18 protein-coding genes and 1 tRNA gene are annotated in these 19,611 nt (G+C 59.0%); 11 read left to right on the forward strand and 8 right to left on the reverse strand.

Annotation, left to right across the window (positions count from 1 at the left end):
- Positions 1–76 precede the first annotated feature (76 nt).
- Entirely contained in the window at positions 77–652 is a 576-nt protein-coding gene (locus J8C06_RS10250; RefSeq protein WP_211428599.1) for a type II secretion system protein, read from the reverse strand.
- A 634-nt stretch (positions 653–1,286) separates the two neighbouring features.
- On the opposite strand from J8C06_RS10250, the gene J8C06_RS10255 reads away from it, so the two are divergent.
- The 3 genes from J8C06_RS10255 to aroE are packed head-to-tail and all read left to right on the forward strand — an operon-like array spanning position 1,287 to position 3,702.
- The gene (locus tag J8C06_RS10255) at positions 1,287–1,652 is read left to right on the forward strand and encodes a hypothetical protein (protein ID WP_211428600.1); all 366 of its coding nucleotides are present in this window, start codon (positions 1,287–1,289) and stop codon (positions 1,650–1,652) included.
- Positions 1,653–1,680: 28 nt separating this feature from the next.
- Positions 1,681–2,109, forward strand: a complete 429-nt coding sequence (locus tag J8C06_RS10260) for a thiol-disulfide oxidoreductase DCC family protein (RefSeq protein WP_211428601.1) — start codon at positions 1,681–1,683, stop codon at positions 2,107–2,109.
- 9 nt (positions 2,110–2,118) lie between these two features.
- Positions 2,119–3,702, forward strand: a complete 1,584-nt coding sequence (aroE, locus tag J8C06_RS10265; protein ID WP_211428602.1) for a shikimate dehydrogenase — start codon at positions 2,119–2,121, stop codon at positions 3,700–3,702.
- Here the strand turns inward: aroE and J8C06_RS10270 are convergent.
- From J8C06_RS10270 to speA, 4 genes are all read right to left on the reverse strand, one after another.
- A complete protein-coding gene (locus tag J8C06_RS10270) occupies positions 3,636–4,145 on the reverse strand; it encodes a GNAT family N-acetyltransferase (protein WP_211428603.1) in 510 nt (169 codons plus the stop codon). The two genes, aroE and J8C06_RS10270, sit on opposite strands and share 67 nt — an antisense overlap.
- Positions 4,146–4,147: 2 nt before the next feature.
- Positions 4,148–4,534, reverse strand: coding sequence for a 6-carboxytetrahydropterin synthase (locus J8C06_RS10275; protein WP_211428604.1), 387 nt, complete (start codon positions 4,532–4,534; stop codon positions 4,148–4,150).
- A 126-nt stretch (positions 4,535–4,660) separates the two neighbouring features.
- Complete coding sequence (locus J8C06_RS10280; protein WP_211428605.1) at positions 4,661–5,710, reverse strand: deoxyhypusine synthase family protein; 1,050 nt, start codon at positions 5,708–5,710, stop codon at positions 4,661–4,663.
- Between the two features lie 52 nt (positions 5,711–5,762).
- Complete coding sequence (gene speA, locus J8C06_RS10285) at positions 5,763–7,652, reverse strand: biosynthetic arginine decarboxylase (RefSeq protein WP_211428606.1); 1,890 nt, start codon at positions 7,650–7,652, stop codon at positions 5,763–5,765.
- Positions 7,653–7,908: 256 nt separating this feature from the next.
- Between speA and J8C06_RS10290 the strand changes: the two genes are divergently transcribed.
- Positions 7,909–7,991 (forward strand) — tRNA-Leu (locus J8C06_RS10290).
- Positions 7,992–8,027: 36 nt separating this feature from the next.
- Here the strand turns inward: J8C06_RS10290 and J8C06_RS10295 are convergent.
- The gene (locus J8C06_RS10295) at positions 8,028–9,494 is read right to left on the reverse strand and encodes an ABC1 kinase family protein (protein ID WP_211428607.1); all 1,467 of its coding nucleotides are present in this window, start codon (positions 9,492–9,494) and stop codon (positions 8,028–8,030) included.
- A gap of 215 nt (positions 9,495–9,709) precedes the next feature.
- On the opposite strand from J8C06_RS10295, the gene J8C06_RS10300 reads away from it, so the two are divergent.
- The 5 genes from J8C06_RS10300 to J8C06_RS10320 are packed head-to-tail and all read left to right on the forward strand — an operon-like array spanning position 9,710 to position 14,286.
- On the forward strand, positions 9,710–11,017 hold the full coding sequence (locus J8C06_RS10300) for a Glu/Leu/Phe/Val family dehydrogenase (RefSeq protein ID WP_246602032.1): 1,308 nt from the start codon (positions 9,710–9,712) through the stop codon (positions 11,015–11,017).
- Positions 11,010–11,615: a class I SAM-dependent methyltransferase gene (locus J8C06_RS10305; RefSeq protein WP_211428608.1), complete on the forward strand. Its 606-nt coding sequence runs from the start codon at positions 11,010–11,012 to the stop codon at positions 11,613–11,615. Before J8C06_RS10300 ends, J8C06_RS10305 begins: the two co-directional genes overlap by 8 nt.
- 3 nt (positions 11,616–11,618) lie before the next feature.
- Positions 11,619–12,686 (forward strand): UDP-3-O-(3-hydroxymyristoyl)glucosamine N-acyltransferase, encoded by a 1,068-nt coding sequence (gene lpxD, locus J8C06_RS10310; RefSeq protein ID WP_211428609.1) that lies wholly within the window; start codon positions 11,619–11,621, stop codon positions 12,684–12,686.
- 8 nt (positions 12,687–12,694) lie between these two features.
- Complete coding sequence (locus tag J8C06_RS10315) at positions 12,695–13,252, forward strand: hypothetical protein (protein WP_211428610.1); 558 nt, start codon at positions 12,695–12,697, stop codon at positions 13,250–13,252.
- A 17-nt stretch (positions 13,253–13,269) separates the two neighbouring features.
- Positions 13,270–14,286, forward strand: a complete 1,017-nt coding sequence (locus J8C06_RS10320) for a ComEC/Rec2 family competence protein (protein WP_211428611.1) — start codon at positions 13,270–13,272, stop codon at positions 14,284–14,286.
- Positions 14,287–14,308: 22 nt separating this feature from the next.
- Here the strand turns inward: J8C06_RS10320 and J8C06_RS10325 are convergent, their stop codons facing one another.
- Positions 14,309–16,189, reverse strand: coding sequence for a tetratricopeptide repeat protein (locus J8C06_RS10325; protein WP_211428612.1), 1,881 nt, complete (start codon positions 16,187–16,189; stop codon positions 14,309–14,311).
- Positions 16,190–16,379: 190 nt separating this feature from the next.
- Between J8C06_RS10325 and J8C06_RS10330 the strand changes: the two genes are divergently transcribed.
- Together J8C06_RS10330 and J8C06_RS10335 are read left to right on the forward strand one after the other, a co-directional pair.
- Positions 16,380–16,625: a hypothetical protein gene (locus J8C06_RS10330; RefSeq protein WP_211428613.1), complete on the forward strand. Its 246-nt coding sequence runs from the start codon at positions 16,380–16,382 to the stop codon at positions 16,623–16,625.
- Between the two features lie 314 nt (positions 16,626–16,939).
- Entirely contained in the window at positions 16,940–17,938 is a 999-nt protein-coding gene (locus J8C06_RS10335; protein WP_211428614.1) for a DUF4351 domain-containing protein, read from the forward strand.
- Between the two features lie 61 nt (positions 17,939–17,999).
- Here J8C06_RS10335 and J8C06_RS10340 read toward each other — a convergent pair whose 3' ends face one another.
- A complete protein-coding gene (locus J8C06_RS10340) occupies positions 18,000–19,562 on the reverse strand; it encodes an MBL fold metallo-hydrolase (RefSeq protein ID WP_211428615.1) in 1,563 nt (520 codons plus the stop codon).
- Positions 19,563–19,611 lie beyond the last annotated feature (49 nt).

Below are 19,611 nucleotides of genomic sequence, written 5' to 3' on the forward strand. Positions count from 1 at the left end.
ATTCCCCAGCCCACCAGACTGAGGCTGACCGCGCACCTGATGCATCACACCAGCGATTAGGGCTAGTTGATTGAGACTAGTTGCAGGCGGCATCCGGGCAAATGCGATCCGCCGGCACGCCTGGATGGAAAATAAATATCAGCCGCCGATCGGTTGGAATTTCTTGCCCAAGACCATAGTCATTCCAAAGTGAAGCATTATTGGTAATGCTGCCATCTGCCGGAGCGCCACGCAATCCGCAATAGCATAACCCAATATAACGCGCTCCTGGCATAATGGGGCTATTGTGAACTTGGTAATCGATTGACCATGTTGGACTCTGCGCTGGATTGGAAAATCCAATCCACGGCATCCCTGAATCTTGTTCCCACTTGACTGGGTCTCCGCCAGGCGCTTCAAAGAAAATACCATCGCGCGGGTAACGACCACGATTGGCCTGGGCAAAAACTTCCAGCGACGAACCAATGGCACGCGCTGTGGATTGAAACCAACCGCGCCGTGCGGCATCACGGGCGACGATCAGGTTGGGCACGGCAATCGCGGTGATGATCCCCAACACAGCCACGACGATGATCAGCTCGATCATCGAGAAACCATGCTGGGCGCCAAACCGAGGCTGACGGCAAAGCTTGGGTGGAAACATTTTCGGCATCGCAAAACTCCCTTCTCCGTACGCTCCGGGTGTCAAACGGCGACTCCCATCGCCGATAGCCTTCGGATCAATTCAGGCTACGGGAATGACATTGCCTCACTGTGGGCGTTAAGTTGCACCTGATTTCCGCAAGACCGGCTCCAATCACTCAGATCAGTCCTTCCAGTTTCCTCGCAAAATGTTCGGTGAAGGCAGCTAAACCATTGGAGGGATGGGTTTTAGTAGAAACGGAAAATTCATCGGACAAACATTGGAGACGTGATGAAATCTTGGTAAGACACAACCCAATGACGGATTTTTGTTACCATATTACGGAAACCTGACGTGTTTTGTCAGTCTTCCAAGTTCGGCTCTCCCACGTTGAATGCGCTCGCGCTGTGACTCACCGGCGGGTAAGGCCGTCTGCAATCGATCTATGCGATGTCCACGTTGTTTCCAGGAAGTACCTGTAGATGCCACGCAGTGTCCGAAGTGCAAGCTGGCTACGCCTAAAGTGCAGCAGTCAGGGGTCTCCACCGGTATCACCGGTAAGTACGCTCCGGCGCAAGTTAGGACGAAAACGCCAGCCCAAAAGACTGCTAAACTAGCACCTGCCAAGGCCACGTCTGGACTTCCGCTAGCTCGTTGGCAACTTGTGGCAATCACCAGTGGGATTCTAGTGGTTTTTGGGCTGCTTGGTTATGGCATCAGTGAGTACTGGTTTTGGAGTGCCACACCGCCAACGACAGAACTAGGTGCGCTCCATCTCGTCGAGCGCGCGCGGGCAAGTGAAGGCGGAACCGTTGGGCAGGTACTGACGGATTACATCGCCAAGCTGGCGCAGGAAAAAAAAATTGACCAAGTTGATGGTTGGCGTGTCGAATGCCAGGACACCAAATGCCGGGTGACATACACGATCAAACTCACTGGCCAGGATCCACAGTCCGCCGTCTGGGAAGTGGACCTTGCAGCACAGACGGTTTCCCCCCAGAATGGCTGGGCAATTGATCTCACGAAGTAGCTCTGGAAACCCAAGACACAAACTGCTCATGCCGCCAGCCCAAAGCACACAAGCGAGTCAGGTCCTCCTCTACGACGGCGTATGTGGCTTTTGTAACTGGGCAGTTCAGTTCATCATTACCTGGGACAAGCAAAAAACGATGCGGTTTGCGGCACTCCAAAGCGAATACGGCGCGCAGGTCGTGGCCCGTCACCCCTGGTTGGCAACCGTGGATTCGGTTGTCCTTGTTGAAACAACTGATGCCGGCACTGAGCAAGTCACGATTCGCTCGACGGCGGCGCTCCGAGTTTTTGAGTACCTTGGGGGTTGGTGGCGACTGCTAACCATCGGATATGTCATCCCAAGGCCACTGCGCGACTGGCTCTACGATGCCTTTGCCAAGGTGCGCTACCGGCTTTTTGGGAAGTATGATACGTGCTTACTCCCCTCTCCAGACCTTCGCGCGCGCTTTCTGTGAACCCCGCTCGTGATTTGTACGCCGCTCGCTGCCGAGACACCCGAAGCCCTTTTCACCGCCTTGGCATCCGCGGACACCGCCTCCGATTGGCTGGAGTTACGGCTGGATGCGCTCCGTGACCTGACAGCCGACGCCGTGAACCACACGCTCCGTCAGGCGCTGGCGAGGCGAAGGAAGCCAGTCATTGCCACATTCCGTCCCCGTGAGCAAGGTGGCTTGCGCGACCTAACCCGCGCTGAGCGCCTGCGGTTCTGGGGCAACGCCTTGCAGACCGACGCCGATGCCTTTGACATCGAGTCCGACCTCATCCCGCACTTGGTTTCGGCTTATCCACCCGACCATCCGGTTTGGTTGCGCGTCGTCGCCTCGCACCACGACTTCCAGACCACGCCGGCCGACGTCACCGGCTTCGTAGCGGCGCACTTTCCACCGTACGCTGGGACGATCAAGTTAGCGACCAGCGTGGAGCGTCCCGATGCGGTTTGGCGGCTCTTTGCGTGGCTGACCGGTTCACCTCAACAACCAATGAAAATCCCGGTTGGGATGGGGTCGGCCGGGATATTGACACGCATCTTGGGACCAGCCTATGGCGCGCGGTGGACCTACGCTGCCAGCCAGGATGGTCGGACACTCGCCCCCGGACAGCTACCGGCCGACGAGCTACGTCATACGTTTCGCCTTCCCGACCTCAATCGCCACACGGTTGTGGCTGGGCTGCTGGGGCAGCCGGTTGGGCATTCACTCTCGAAATACTTGCACAACGCCGCCTTCACTCACCTTGGCCTGAATTGGGTATATATTCCAGTTGAAGTGTCACCCGCTGACCTCGGTTCGTTTGTCCGGGACTTCATCCATCCACGCACGCGGCGCGTCCCCTGGCCGGTGGGTGGCTACAGCGTGACACTGCCGCACAAAGTCGCTGTGATAGCGCATCTCGACCAACTGACGCCAACCGCCGAGCGGGTTGGGGCGGTCAATACCATCCTCATTCGTGACCAGGCACTGATTGGCGACAACACGGATGTCTGCGGGGCACTGCATCCGCTGACGCAACGCTTTGAACTTGCCGGGCAGCCGGTGGCCGTCCTTGGCGCGGGTGGCGCAGCGGCCGCCGTCACCTGTGGACTGGTTGACGCTGGCGCACAGGTGACGGTGTTTGCTCGCAATCCCGAACGTGGAAAAATGCTCGGAGAACGGTTTGGGATTTCGGTGATGCCGCTTGACCAGTTCCAGGGCCGGCGCTTCACCGGACTGGTCAACACCACGCCTATCGGCATGATGGGCTATGCCGCAGAGAGCGAGTTCCCCGTGTCGCCGACCACACTTGACGGACTGACGTGGGTGTATGACCTCATTTACCGTCCGCGCTGCACGCCACTGCTTCAAGCGGCCAGCCGGCAGGGACGGGCGACGCTGGATGGTCTCCCCATGCTGGTGACGCAAGCCGCCGCCCAATTCGCCCACTGGACCGGACAAGCGCCGCCCGAAACCGTCCTTCAGGCGGCGGCGGAACGCGCCCTGGCGACTCAGCCCGCCGGCGTGACCTCCAGGAGCGACTTGACCATTTTGAACGCATCATCGCCATCCGCGTAGTAATGCGCCAGCCGTTGTGTCACCGTATATCCAGCCGTGGCATAGAGTTGACAAGCCGCGCGGTTCGAGGCGTGGACTTCCAAGTGAACCATGGTCATGCCACGCCGCCGAAACCCTTGTTCAGCAGCTTGGAGCAAACGCCGAGCGTGTCCCTGACGGCGCGCCTCCGGGGCCACACCAACTGCGATAATGTGACCGCTGCCGAGCAGATGGCCGCGGCCGCGGGCTGGCGTCGGCTCGCGGTCAACCAGCCCGACCAGAAACCCCACCATGCGCCGCTGCCCATCAAAGACCTTGTAGGAAACGGAGTCGGGCGAATCGAGCAGGTGACGAAAGGTAGCGAGATCATAGGTTTCACTGCTGGCAAAGCAGCGCCGGTTGAGTTCCCAACAAGCATAGGCGTCCAGCAAGTTGAGCGGTAAGACATCCAATGCTTCTGGCACGATTAGCTGAGTCCATAGGCCGCCATGGTGGAGGCCGTCTCCCAAGCGCGGACAAGCGAGACTTGACAGTGGGGTGTGTTGATCCGCGCTGATACCTGATGAAACACAAAGGCCGCAATGTTTTCGGTCGAAGGGTTGAGTTCTTTATCGAACGGCGCCAGTTCGTTGAGATGCTTGTGGTCAAGATAGTGCATGACTTCCTCCGTTGCCTCACGCACCGTTCGAAAGTCAACCAGGATGTGATTCTCGTCAAGCTTCTCACCACGCACGAAAACTTGAATTCGCCAATTGTGGCCGTGAACCGTCTCACCCTGCCCCCGGTAGTGGCGCAGGGCATGCGCGGCGGAGAATTGCGTTTCGACCATCACCTCGTAGAAACGGTTGCTCATACTATGTTTAGGCTATGCGTGCGTCATAGACAGCACAAAGTCGCCTCTTCGTTTCGATTACTTGGCGTGACTCGCCTAGGCACCTCAGCGCCATAACGGGGACGCCACCCACCTGGGCCGCTGGCGCTAGGTGGCGCTTATCGAAAGCTCGCGCCCAAGTGTGAAGGTTGGCTTGCGCCGGGACTTGATTTGGCGTGCCGCGCTCTGGGTAAGCGCCGTTACCAGCATGGGGAGTGCGATGGTGGGGTCGCAGTGGGTGGTCACGACCCGAAGGTCCTTTGCCGCCCGACTCCAGTTGTCGGCATCCTCTACTGGATGAAGTAGTCCGCCGCCGTAATGGAGCGTGTCGAGCGTAATGTGCACGACATACTTGAGCGGACGCAAACGCGCATTCACGACCGCGCCCGTGGACTGGGCCTGGCGCATGAAGTCACTGCACAGGCTCGTCCCGAAGTACAGCGCGCCAGCATTCGTCGAACCGACCAGGATATGTGCCATCTCCACGACATCCTGAATCACGTCAAAAAGAAACGGTGACTTGCGGTCAATCCGGCCTGCCGCAATGCCACGCACGAGCGGCGAGGTGGTCACGCCGGGGCAAAATACCGGGACACGTGCTTTGTAGGCTGCCGTCAAAATGCCATCTTCGCTTGTAATTTCGGAGAGTTCATGCCCAAGCAAAGTCAGAAACTCGCGCGTTGCATAGGGGCGCGTCACATCCTGGGTGTTGACAAAGTTGCGCAGCCATTCATCCGCTTCCTGCACCTCCTCTTCGCTCAAAAGCGTATCGTACAAGCGCGCAATCCCATGGGCTTGCAATTCACCCATTGGCGTGAGTGGTGAGCCTTGGTAATGCTGGCGTCCCAGTGATTCGTGAATGTCGTGAAACACCGTCAGTCCGTCCGTGACGATGACATCCACGTAGCGATTCCGAATCAACCACGCAATGAGTCGCCGCATCCCGGCCGGAATGAGGGGTCCGCTCAACCCAAGCACGACGGTGCAGGCGTCGTCGAGCATGTTGAGCCAAATGTTGTGGGCAATGGCGAGATTTCGGGCTTGAAAAGAGGTCGCCTCAAACTTCGCCAACAGCCCGGCCACGCTTCGGTCACGGTCGATTTCCACCGGGTCGGTTGGTCGTTTCAAATAAGGCGATGCTTTCGCTTTTTTGCTCATGATCTCCCGTTTCCTGCGTTGGCGCGCAAATCCAACGCGCGGTGTTTCAGCGTTAGCTCAGATAGGTATAGCAAGAAACATAGCTTTCATATTGCCGACACAGCTCATTGGCGCGCTCGGCCGACAGCCGGCCACGCTTGACCTGCTCGGCCGCCAATTCGCCAAAGCTTTCCTGGAGCGCGGCGCGCTCGTAACGGGCGGTTTCCACAGATTCACCCAAGTTTCCACCAGGCACGACCTTGGTAATCAAGTAACCCTCATCCTCAATGACGATATGCGCCTCGTTGAGCGAACCAAACAGGTTATGCCCGCTTCCCATGACTTCCTGGTAAGCGCCGATGAGGAAAATGCCCAGAAAGTACGGCTCGCCCTTGAACGGATGAAGTTCCAGGGTTTCCTTGATGTCTTTCAAGTCCACGAACTTGTCAATGACACCGTCTGAATCGCAGGTGATGTCCACCAGGGTCGCCAACTCGGTCGGCGTCTTGTCCAACTTGTGGAGCGGCATGATTGGAAAAAGCTGATCGATCGCCCAGCTATCCGGCAGTGAGCGAAAAATTGAAAAGTTGCACAGATACTTGGCGGCCAGCATCTGACGCAGCTCTTCATACTCATCTATCATGCTTTTGTCATTTTGCGCGTATTTCGCGGTTCTCTCACAAACTTCCCAAAACAGAATTTCTCCCTTGGCACGGTCCTCAAGCGAAATGAGTCCAAGGTTGAATAGCGTGTACATTTCATCCTTGTGCTCGATGGCATCGTGATAGTACTCGGCATAGTTTTTTGAGTTGATGCCCATACACAAGTCTTTGAGTTCGACAATGACCTGTGGGTCGTCATCATCTACCTTGACCGATTCATATTCACCAACGACGGTTTCGATTTCAGCGCGGATGTTAGCCACCAACACCGCGTGGTAGGAGGTCAGCATCCGTCCTGATTCAGTAATGATGTTTGGCTCCGGTACATCTTCGTCTTCACAAACGCTCTTGATGGTGTACACCACATCATTAGCAAATTCCTGAACCGTGTAGTTTGCGGATGACTCTGAACTGGTTTTGCTGCCATCGTAATCAACACCGAGACCGCCACCCACGTCCATATAATCAATGTTGATTTTCATTGCGCGAATCTTGGCATAGACCCGCGCGGCCTCCTTGATGGCGTTCTTGACGCGCTTGATGCTCGTGATTTGTGACCCGATGTGAAAGTGCAGGAGTCGCAGCGAGTCAACCATTTCGTTTTCACGAAGCACGCGAATCACTTCAAGGATTTCGCTCGTTGTCAGCCCAAACTTGGCTGATTCACCGCCGGACTTCTCCCAGCGTCCACTTCCTTTCGAGTAAAGCTTGACGCGGATGCCAATAAGTGGGCGGACGCCAATCTCCTGGGACAACTGAATAACGGTTTCCAGTTCGCCGATTTTCTCAATAACAATGACAACGTTTTTACCTAATTCCGTGCCAAGCAGCGCCAGGCGGATGTAACTTTCATCCTTGAAGCCGTTGCAAATCATTACGGAGTCGGAGGCTTGTTCGTTGGCCAGGGCCGCGTAAAGTTCGGGTTTACTACCGACTTCGATCCCAAAGTCATACCGCCGGCCAGCGCGCAGAAATTCCTCTACGACTTCGCGCCGCGGATTCACTTTCATCGGAAACACACCGTAGTAACGGCCGTTGTAATCAAATTCCTTGATGGCACTTCGGAAAGCCCCGGTCAACTTCTTCATCTGATTGACCAGGATTTGCGGGAAACGTAAAAGCAGCGGCGCCTGGATTCGCCGCCGCTGAAGGTCTTCGAGGATTTCCATGATGTCAGCGCCACGCCGGTCATACTCGCTTGGGTGGACGACCAAATGGCCTTTTTTATTGATACTGAAGTACCCCGCACCCCAGTTCTCAATCCCGTAGGTCTGAGCGACCTCCTCCAGCTTGGCTTTCATCGCGTGTCCTCGCGGCTTGAAATCACGTCACCTGACAACAATGCAAACAAGCCTGTAAATGTAGCAAACACAAGGCAGAGCGTCAAAAAAAAATCCCTACCTACTTATTCGACTTAAGCCACGCTAGTTCAACAATATAGAAAGCCTTTTCCCCGTGCCAGAGAGGTTGCGGAAGCCGACCTGGCAAGCCGGGCTGAAAGGAACCTTTGCATTTCACCTGCTCGCTGCACTATAGTTCCGGGTCTGTCACTAACTTGCCGGAGTGGTGGAATGGTAGACGCGCCGGACTCAAAATCCGGTGGGGGCAACCCCGTGAGAGTTCGAGTCTCTCCTCCGGCACTCATGTGCCAGTTCGCCTGCTTTCCAACCCTCAACCTACCGACGGTCGATGTCGCCGACTGGTTCGCGCTGAATCGCCGCCGCCTGATCGAGGCGGTCGGCGACCGGACCCAGTGTCTCTTGTAGGGTCTGAAACAAGCGCCGTACCGGACTCCCCACAGGGCGCGTGCCATTGACCGGCGGGGACGATGGCACGCGGGCAACCGGCTGCGCGGCTGTCCGGCGAACGAGGTCTTCCAGTGCCGCCTGTAACCCTGCGCTGCCATCGGCAATGACATTCCAACCCGGTTGGTAGTAGGACGCGACCCCTTCCAGCATCTGGATGAGCCGAAAGGCATAGGCTAGGTCTTCCGGCAGCAGAAACCGAACTTGGCTGCGCTCGACCGCCTGGCCGACGGCGGCTATCCGGTTCTTGGTGTTGGACTGCAAAATGTTGATCTCGCCAATCTGGGCAATGGCCGCGCGTGCCTGCGCGCGTGGCGTGTCCGGTGAGACGAGTCCAATTCGGTAAAACCCATCCACCACCTCATCAAGGCGTCCCTGCGTAGCCGCGCGCACCATATCCGCCAACGCTTTGCGTGTTGACGCCGACATGGTCTGCACCATACCGAAATCCAACAGGGCCAAGCGGCCGTCCGGCAGCACCAGGAAGTTCCCTGGATGTGGATCGGCGTGATAGTACCCTTCGCACAACATCATGTAAGCGTAGAGATGCACCAACCTATCCAGCAGCCGCTGCGGCTTGCGGACAATCCGGCACACGGCATCAGCGTCGCTAATCCGGCAGCCGGCAATGAAGTCCAAGACCAGCACCCGTGGCGTGCACAACTCATCAACCGTTTCTGGAACTACAACGCCAGGAAAGTCGGCTAGCATTTCCCGTATCCGAACGGCATGTTGGCGCTCGGAGGCAAAATCAGCCTCTTCTCGAAAACCAGCTTCAAAGCGGCCGACGACCGTCAGGATGTCTTCCCAGAGTGGGTTGCGAGAAATGCGCCGCAGTCCATTGGCGATTCGGCGAATAAGCTCAAAGTCGGTCTCCAGCAGTGCCAGCGTATCCGGCTTGAGAAACTTGATCACGACGTCCCGTCCGCGCCACCGCGCCCGGTGAACCTGCCCAAGGCTAGCTGTCGCCAGCGGCTCTGGGTCGAACCACTCGAAAAGCTCAGACAGCACGCGCCCATATTCGCGTTCGAGAAAAGGCTTGACGATATGGATTGGGACAGGGCGCACGGCATCCTGCAACTTGGCCAGTTCGGCCGCGTAGGGCGGCGAGAGCGTATCCGTTCGGACGCCAACGACTTGCCCAACCTTGATAAACACAATCCCCAAGCGCTCCAAAGCCTCGCGCAACCGCTCTGCGGCGCGCTGTGTTCGTGCCGCACGGTCGCCGGTCGGCAAACAACTTGCCAACCAAGCACGGCAGAAGGGCCAGAAGGTTTTCAGAATCGTCACGAAGCGACGGCGCAGGGTGGTGGCATTTGGGCGCGGAGAGGTTGGCATGACGATAAGACGCGGCGCGGCGCTCGGTTTCAGTCGGCTGCTTGGGCAGCACTAAGGACAACGTAGCTCACGCCGGGCAGTTTTTGTGTATCAGGATCGTGGATTTGGAAACGATAAATTACCCACAACCGCCGGAATCGGTGTAAAACTACTGGTGTAATGCCATCGGTAGCGCGCCCACCCGCCGCCAGGATTCAAACCCCAAGGAACCGTTTATGAGTAACCCCCTACTTTCACTGTCCTCGCACTCGCTCCCGCAACTCGACGCTACCAGCGATGGTCAGTCACGCATGACCCGCGTCGTGAGCAAGTATTTCAACCGGGCTGCCGATATTCTGAACCTCGATCCAAACTATCGCCTCATTCTGGGGCTTCCAAGCCGGGAGTTGGCTGTCAACTTGCCGGTGCAACTCGACTCTGGCGAGATCCATATCTTTCCGGGCTACCGCGTGCAGCATCATGTGGCGATGGGTCCGATGCAAGGTGGACTTCGCTACCGCCCAGACCTGACGCTAGACGACCTGCGCGCCCTGGCCCTGTGGGCTACCTTGACGGCGGCCGTGGCTGACGTGCCATTTGGCGGCTCGATGGGCGGCATTGTGTGTGACCCATCCACCATGTCGAGCCAGGAACTTGAACGCCTCACTCGGCGCTACGTAGTTGAGATTCTCGACATCATCGGCACCGAACGCGACATCCTCTCGCCGGATTTCAGCACGGACCAGCAGGTCATGGCCTGGATCATGGACACCTATTCCATGCACGCCCGGCAGACGGTTACAGCCATCGTGACCGGCAAACCGCTGGAACTAGGCGGCTCGCATGGCTCGCACGAATCAATTGGCTACGGCGTATGGTGCTTGCTTGACGCGGCGCTCAAACACCTTGGGCGGCAACCAACTCAAACGAGCGTCGCCATCCAGGGCGCCGGTCGCCGTGGCGGCTCCGCCGCAGTGCTCCTTCATGAAGCCGGCTATAACGTCATCGCCATCACCGACTCCGGCGGCGGGGTCTATCGTCCTGATGGACTCAACATTCCCGACGTGCTGGACTACTTCACGCGCACTGGCTCGTTGGCCGGCTACAAGGAAGCCGATGCTCTTACGGATGCTGAACTCCTGTCCCTTGACTGTGACGTGCTGGTGCCAGCCTATTTGCAGAACCAGATCACGGCAGACAATGTCAAAAACCTGCGCTGCCGCATCTTATGCGAAGCGGCCTATGGCGCCAGTACGTCCGAAGCCAGCGAAGTTCTCGATAACTCCGACATTTATGTCATTCCCGCCATCATGGGTGAATCGGGGGGCATCATCGTGCGCTACTTCGAGTGGGTACAGAACCGGATTGGTTTCCGTTGGCGACGGCATATCGTACTCGAACGTCTCCGTGATCGGGTCGTGGCCATGTATCGGAATGTGGTCAAGGTTGGCGAGGAGCATAGCGTGAGCCTCCGGGAAGCCAGCTATATTCTGGGCGTCCAGCACATGGGCCGCGACCTTTCCCTACGCGGCATCTATGCCTGATGTTCTGGCCCAGTGGATCACGCGGCTGGATGGTCAGCGGGTGCTCGATATTGGATGCGGACGCCACAAAACGCCGGGCGCGGTTGGGCTGGATGCCAACCCACAAGTAGACGCCGACGTCGTCCATGACCTCGATGACGTGCCTTACCCTTTTGCCGAAAGCAGCTTTGATGCGGTGATCGGGCGGCACGTCATCGAGCATGTACAAGCGCCGCTGGCCGTCATCACCGAACTGCATCGCATCGTGCGGCCGGGTGGGTGGGTTCTGTTGGTAGCGCCACACTGGACGAATCCCGATTTCGCCACCGACTTGACGCACCGCAACCACTTGAACAGCTATTCCTTTCGCAACTTGACTGTGGGCAACGAGGTGTTTGATTTCTACGCCTCGGCGCGTTTTCACCAGCGCCCGCCATACGTTACCCTACTCAACCTGTGGCGCGCCTGCGGCATCGAATGGCTCGTCAACTTGGATCGGCGTCATGCTGGCTGGCGTTTCTTGCGGCGCTTCTGGGAACAATACGGCAACGCCATCGCGCGTGGGAAAGAGATTTACTTTGAACTTGAAGTCGTCAAGACGGCGGCTTCGTCAACCTAAGTCATGACCAATACCCAGTCGGGACACGCCCTACGTGAAATTGCAGCCGCCTTTGGCTACGCCGTGGAAGGCTTGGATGCCACAGCAGATGCGATGATTACCGGTGTCGCCGGCCTCGACGATGCCGGGCCGACCGACCTCACCTTTCTATCGAATGCGCGATACGCCGCCAAAGCCCGTGCCACCCGCGCGGCCGCTGTAATTCTCAGCCACGGTGTTTCGGCGGACGGCATTCCGTGCCCGGTTTTGCGCGCGCCGGATGCCTACCTGGCCTTTGCGCAGGTGGCGCAGTGGTTTTACCAATCGCCACTCCCGCCCCCCGGTATTCATCCAACAGCCGTCATTGCGCCCTCGGCCCAGATCGGACAGGAGGTCAGGATAGGTCCCTATGTCGTCATTGGCGCCGGCGTTGTGCTCGGCGACCGGGCGGCGCTCTACCCGCACACGGTTGTTTACGACGGCGCGCGCATCGGCGATGACTGCGTTCTCCATGCCCATGTCGTCATTCGGGAACAAGTCGAACTCGGACGCCGGGTCATCGTCCACAATCACGTCACCGTTGGCTGTGACGGATTTGGCTACGCCAAGCGCCCGGACGGACGGTGGGAAAAAATTCCCCAGGGCGGACGGGTCATCATCGAAGACGACGTGGAGATTGGCGCGGGCACGCAGATTGACCGCGCCAGTGTGGGCGAAACCCGCATCCGGCGGGGCGCGAAACTCGACAACCTCGTGCAAATCGGCCATGCCGTCGAAGTGGGTGAAGATACCCTCCTCTGCGCTCAGGTCGGCATTGCCGGGAGCGCTACGATTGGGTCGCGGGTGATTCTGGCCGGACAGGTCGGCGTCGCCGGACACCTGACCATTGGGGATGGAGTGACGGCGCTGGCCCAGAGCGGCATCCCAAATGATGTGCCGGCCGGACGCCAAGTCGCTGGCTATCCGGCGGTTGACCGTCGCCAGTGGCTGCGTGTTTCGGCGGCCCAGGCAAAACTTCCTGACTTACTCAAATACATTCACGCCCTTGAAGCGCGGCTTGCCGCGCTTGAAAAGGCACATCCCACGGAGTGAAACGCTATATGACCCGCACTTACCAGTCCACCACCCGACTCGGACTCACGGCGCTCCTGGTGCTAGCTTGTCTGCTCTTGGCGATACCGAGCCGAGCGGCCGCGCCAGTGGTCTTCACAAGCGCCTACACTGACCTGAACACCCAGTGCCGTTATGCTCGGTCAGGCGCGGAAGGGAGTGATGCGCCCATGATTTGCCCAGGCCAGGGCGGCTATCGTCTCACCATCAGCTTTAGCGCCTTTGCGGCAGATATTTTGGTCGAATCCCGTGATGGGCGATTTTCGCGGCCGATTGCCAGCGACCAAGCGCCGAACTACGCCAGGGAAAAAGGACGTAAGGCCGAGTGGCGGCTGGCCAATGGCAAGCCATTTGCCGTGATTTTGCGTACCTTTGCGTACCGCAGCAATGACCTGGGTGAACCGGATTTTTCTAAAAAGGTCGGGGAGAAACTCGTGGTCAAGGGACTCGAAGGCTTCGAGCATATTGATGTTGAAGTGGACGCTCGAACAACCCCAAACGCGAACGCGCGGGCGCGTCAGCTCGCCGATGAGCATTACGCCAAGTAAAGCCAGAAGTGAAGTCAATGCGCGCTGGTCAGCGCCGGCGTCAGTCACAAGGTGGCTGGCGGGGCGGTCTCCTCATTGTCGGCGGGCTGGGCCTCGTTGCCACCGCAGTCTGGTTCCTGTGGCAGTTTCGGGACAGACTGACCCCTGCGCCAACCCCGATCACGGGCAAGGTGTTGTATGTCCATGCCATTGATGTCGGGCAGGGGGATAGCTACCTGATTGTCACGCCGGAACGAAAGACCGTCTTGATTGACGCCGGTTTGGCGGAGTCGGGCGCGCGGGTGACAGCGTTTCTGCGTCAGCAGAAGATTTCGTCCCTGGACCTTGTGATTGCTACCCATCCCCATGCCGACCACATCGGCGGCATGGGTTACGTGCTTGAAGCGGTCAGTGTCAAAAACGTTCTCGACAGTGGACAGGAACACACGACGCTGACGTACCGCCGGATGCTCGAAGCCGTCAAAAAGCATGTCGGACGACTCACCATCGCCAAGGCCGGGCAACAATTCAACCTCGACAATGGGATCGTGCTGTCGGTGCTCGGCCCACGTCAACCGTGGCTCCAGAATGTCTCCGGCAGCGATCTCAACGCCAATTCGGTTGTCGTTCGGCTGGATTACGGTAACTTTTCCATGCTGTTTACTGGCGATGCGGAAGATGAGACCGAAGACCGTCTCCTGGCGGATGGCGCACCACTTCAGGCAACGGTTCTCAAGGTGGCGCATCACGGCTCGCGCCACTCGACTAAGGACCGGTTCTTGCGCGAGGTCAAGCCGACCATTGCCATCATCTCCTGTGGCGCAACCAACCGTTATGGACACCCGACCCAGGCGACGCTCGACCGCCTGAAGCGCGTTGGGGCGACCGTCTATCGCACCGATCTGCACGGCGACATCACGATTGCCGCGAATGGGACGGAATATGCCGTCACTACGGCGCGCCAAGCCACCCCGGCTGACATTTGGCGCGGCCGGCAGCCTGGTACCGACAACGATTCCGGCGACGAGATGCCCCGCCAACGCACCGGACGGTGAGCTTGGCCGAAGCCCTATGGCGTCACGGTTGGCGCAGGGTATCGAGCGCGGTGCGGGCTGGTGACAAACTCGGGTCAAGGCGCAAGGCCGCCTCGAAGTATTGCTTGGCCGCAGCCCGATTGCCTTGTTTGAGAAGGACCGAACCCAGGTTGAAGCGAATGGTTGCCGTATCCACGCCATCGGCGATGGCGTCACGCAGCAGCGCTTCTGCCTCGGCCAGCCGGCCCAGCGTGACATAGGCAATGGCGCAACTGGTGAGGGCTGGGGCATCTCGTGGCGCGTACCGGCGCGCCTCACTAATTTGCTCCAACGCACTGGCAGCATTCTGTTGGAGGGCAAGCGTCCGGGCATAGAGGGCATGCGCGAGTCCCCAATCGGCATCTAGCGGGACAACTTCCGGAGGCTTGGTTGCTATCATCTGCGCTAGGGTCGCCTGTGCGTCTTCCAGTCGCCCACTTCGCAAGTCAAGCTGTGCCAAACCGAGCAAAGCGAGGAAAAACCTTGGCTCTCGTGCCAGTGCCTGCTCGTAATAAAGGCGGGCTTGTGCAGGATCGGCCAGTTGACAAGCATTGCCCAGGAACGTGTAAGGCAATGGGTGCTGGGGATCGGTTTCCATGAAGCGCGAAAACAACACGAAGTCGTTGCGCCAGTCCAGGTTGCGCCGGGCCGCTCCAAAGGCATAGCTCGTCAAGAGTACCAGGGCTAGCCCAACGCTGGTTCCCAGCCGCCAGGGCGTGGTAGCCGACTGACCAATACATCCCCCCAGCCGCACCAAGGCCCAGGACAGCGCAATGGCATAGGACACGGACGGGACATAGAGCCAGCGCTCGCCAACGGCCGTCCAAATCGGTACGATCACGTTACTGACCAGAGCGAGCGTGATGAACCAGAAGCCAACTGCAAAGGTCAGCAGCGGCACCCGGCGCACCGCCGCCAGCGCCCCAACCACCAAGCCCAGGGTGATACCTCCGCCAAGGATGGTGCGCCAGTCCCAGACTGGTACCAAGATGAGGTTATGAGCGTCGTACCAAGGTTTGAGTGGAAAGCCCAGGGTGACAAGGCGGTACCATTCCAGCGAGACGCCAGCCATAGTGACCAAGCGTTCACCCAGGGTTTGGGTGGACATTGGGTTGCCAGCCAGTGCGCCCATCGGACGAAATCCCTGCTCACTCAAGTAGCGTAGCCCAGCGTAGGGTAGCCAGGCCATCGCCAACCAGAGGTGTGGCAGCGTCACATGCCACAGCACCGACCAGTCGCTCCGCCGAATCCGGCGCCGGACCCGTAACATCTCGGCGAGCCACAGCCCGGCCGGTAGAACCACCATGTTTTCCTTTGACAGCATAGCCGCCAGATAGGCCATCACCGCCAACGCCCGCCACCATCCGGCCTGGTGCAACGCCTGACGCGCGCGCAGCCAACTCCACCACATCGCTCCACCACAAAACATCCCCAGCAGTTCGGCCCGCCCAATGATATTCGCCACAGCTTCGGTATGTACGGGATGCACGGCAAAGACCAGCGCCGCCAGTCCAGCCGCCCACGGCGTCACGCGGTACTGCCGGAGGAGGTAAAACAGCCACCCCACATTGGCGGCATGGAGCAAGACATTCACAAGGTGGTAGCCGAGGGGACGCAGCCCCCAGAGGGCATAATCCAGTGCGAGCGTGGTGGTTAGAAGTGGACGGTAGTTGCTCAACCCAGCTTGTCGGTGGTCCCAGTACCCAGCTAGAAACAAGTTGGGAATATTCACCAGTGATCGGATGAACGGGTTGTTGACAATGATCGGTGTGTCGTCATAGGTGAAGCCATTGGCCAAGGTGTTGGCATAGACCAGCAGAGCCACGCCGACGGGGAGCAACCAGCAGGTCCGTGGACGCTTAGCGAACTTCAGTACGGTCAACATAGGTAGGTTTGGGTAGGCTATTTCAAGCCTGTGCCAAGCATTCCCTTGCGTCAGGGCCGCCGACATACGCACGAGTGAGGCACACAAAGAGGGATTGCCTCAGGCCCACAGCCCACACTAAGCTCGGCGTCGAATTTGTTGGAAACTAGGTTGGAATATCTTTTCGCTCACAAGAACCAAAGCAACGCTCATGAAGCCTGTCATCTGTACATTTTGCAACTCAGAAATCTACACCTACGTTGGGCCGGAGCCGGTTGAAATGAAGGCGGCGCACTTCAAGCCGACCCGGACTGACTGGCCGGCGCCAAAGTCTGGCGACCCCATGTTTTGCCCGGTTTGTGGCAGCCGTTTCGTTGGCGTTTCGGTGCAAAACAAGCAGCTTCGCATGGCGGTCAGCTCGGAGTATGCCGGTTCCGGCAATGTCGGCAAGCTGTGAGTGTGCGTCTGAAAACGCCCAAACCGCACGCCCTGGCCTACCCACCCATGGCACGCCACGGCACGAAGCGCCAATGCCTTTAGCCACGCCGTGAGGGCGTGGGCGCAGTCTCATCCATGCATCCTCAAGGTACGCTTGGGCCGATAGGCTTGGCCATGGTCTGTCCGGGACAGTGTGGCAGGCTGGCGCGGGGGCCGGACCCTGTGACGGTTTTGCGCTCAAACACTGCCTCACATCGCCGGCTGGCCGGTCAAACCTGACCTTTTAGACGCACTTTCAGAGATAGCAGTCACCGGTGTGCTACTGTCTGACTGATGACCGACGCGGCCCACCACAACGCCTACGACCAGGCCTTCAAGTACCTCGCCGATGCCGACCCCCGCGCCCTGCTGGTTCTCGTCGGCGCACTCCCACCCGATGCCCCGGCCGCCATCACCCCGCTGGCCAGGGAACTCATCACTTCCACCCGCATTCCCGATGAAATCTACTTGATTGAATCTGGGGAGGAGCGTTGGATTGCCCACATTGAAGTCCAAACTCGCTACGACCCGGAGATACCCCAGCGGCTGGTGGACTACGCCGACCGCTTGCGGATTGTCCACAAAAACGTGCCGGTGCGGACATTTCTGGTGCTGCTGACGGCACGGGGGAGCCCCGACCCCATCCCGACGGAAGCGACGGTTGAGCTGGGACAGTTACGCCTGAGCTTGAGGTATGGGGTGGTGAAGTTGTGGGAACTGGCGGCAGAGCAGGCGTTGGCAACCGGGCAACCGGCTTTGCTTCCGCTGGTGCCGCTCATGCGGGGTGAGCCGGTGGCGCTGGCGCAGGCGGCAGAGCGGTTGCGGGATGTAGCCGATGCCAAGCAGCGGCAGGAGCTACAGTTGCACTTTTTGGTACTGGGTGGACTTCGGTATGATATTGAGGCGCTAATTGGGGTCTTGGGAGGAGCGGCGATGATTCGATTGGAACAGCTACGGGAATCGAGTGTGTATCAGATGATCTTGCAGGAAGGTCATGCTGAAGGACTCCGGCAAGGGCTTGAACAAGGGCTTGAACAGGGACTCGAACAGGGACTCGAACAGGGACTCGAACAAGGACTCGAACAGGGGCGTGAGCAGGGGTTGGCTCACGAACGCCTCTTGATGACCCGCCTGCTGCAGCGCAAGTTTGGGGCGTTGCCGTTGGAAACCATCTCGCGTGTGCAGACCCTGGGACGCGATGCCCTCGAACGGCTGGCCGACGACCTCTTTGACCTTCCTGACGCAGAGGCTCTCGCGGCTTGGCTCAACCGCATGGCATCGGACGCGCGTTGAAGTGATATGTCTGGAGACGGCTACGCTTTAGGTTTGAAACAAGTGGTTTCGGTAACAACTTCTAGATGCGCTTCAGGCTTCCGTTGGCGTGTCGGTGAACCTTACCTTCCCGAAGCAACTTGATGAGGTGGGACTGGACGGAGCGCGTCGCCAAGGGGTGTAGCGCGGCCGGCATCTCGGCATAGACCGTCGCCACTAGCTCCGGCACAGTCGTTTTTCCTTCCCGGAGCGCCGCCAGAATGCTGGCTTCGCGTTGCTGGCGGTGCGCGATGTAACTGTGGATGACAGTGCGCGGCTCGTTCAGCGCCGGCCCGTGACCCCCGGCAATCAAGCGGACTGGCAAATCCAGCAATCGCCGTAGTGAAGCCAAATAATCGGCCATGTCACCCTCATCGGGGTCAATCAGGACGCTCCCCAGGCCAACCACCATGTCGCCACTAAACAAGATGCCGGTCGTTTCCTCGAAAAAGCACAGATGGCCGCGGGCATGGCCGGGCGTGAATACGGCGCGAAGCCGCCATCCCGGCCAGGCTGGTGGCACAACGCCATACGCCACCGAGGTTGACGCGGCCGGCACGTCAACCGTATCGCCATCCCGGAGAAACCTTGAGATGCACACCTCATCACCCAACAGTTGCGCAGTGAGGGGATGCGCAGCTACCGGTGCGTTCCAGCGCCGACTCAAATGTGCCGCGCCACCAACATGGTCTGGGTGGTGGTGCGTTAGCCAAATTTCCCGAATCGCTGCTCCAGTCTGGTCAGCGAGCTGGGTCACGTAGGCGTCCAGCCGAGCCTGTTCATCAGAATAGGGGGACGCCGGGTCAATCACCACGAGTTCCCGGTCGCCGATGACATAGCAGTTGGTATGGGTTGCTGGCGGCAGTGTTGGCGTTCGGACCGGAAAGGTGACAATTCCAGGTGCCAGTTCGATGAATTCCGGTGGCGCACCCTGCGCGGCCGGGTGATCGTGGAAGAGGAAGCGTAAGCGTTCAAAATCAGCTTGTTGCGCAGCCGCTTCGGAAGTCCACCGAAACAGACTGCGCACGCTGTGGAGTGTCGGGGGCACCAGCCGTACCTCGCCCCGCGCCCAAGCGGCGAGCGCCTCGCTCGGCGTCACCCATTGCCCATCAACCATCTCCTCTGCCCAAAGGTGCGGCTCCTGTTGCCAGTCGAGTTGACTGATGAAAAACGTGGTGTCATAGCGCCGTGGCACGCCCACCGGTGTCACCCAGCGTCCGGCCGGTATGAAGCGGCGCGCGTCAATCGTGACGGCAAATCGCGCGCAAACTTCCGCAAACGTCAGGCGTCCGGCCATCAGGTCAGCGCGAACGGCCAGCCGGCTTTCAGTCGTCGTCAGCCGGCTTTCGGCCAACAGAACACCCGATTCCTCAAAGACTTCCCGCGCGGCGCAGGCACACTGGGCGGCGTGTTCGGCGTCAGTCGCGTGACAGACAGCCACCTGGCTATCTTCGGGGTCGCGGCGGCCGCCAAGAAAGGCATGGTAGCCACCTAGAAACGGAGTTGCTTCAGCCCGCTTGGCCCAGAAAAAGCGCCAGTCGCCAGCCTGGTCTGGCCGGAGTAAGATCACAGCCGATGCGTACTTTGGGATAGCAGTAGATGTCATGGTGACCCAGAGATAGCGGCCAAAACGCCGGAATACACAATACACGTTT

The sequence above is a fragment of the Chloracidobacterium validum genome, from assembly GCF_018304825.1.
Classification (GTDB): domain Bacteria; phylum Acidobacteriota; class Blastocatellia; order Chloracidobacteriales; family Chloracidobacteriaceae; genus Chloracidobacterium; species Chloracidobacterium validum.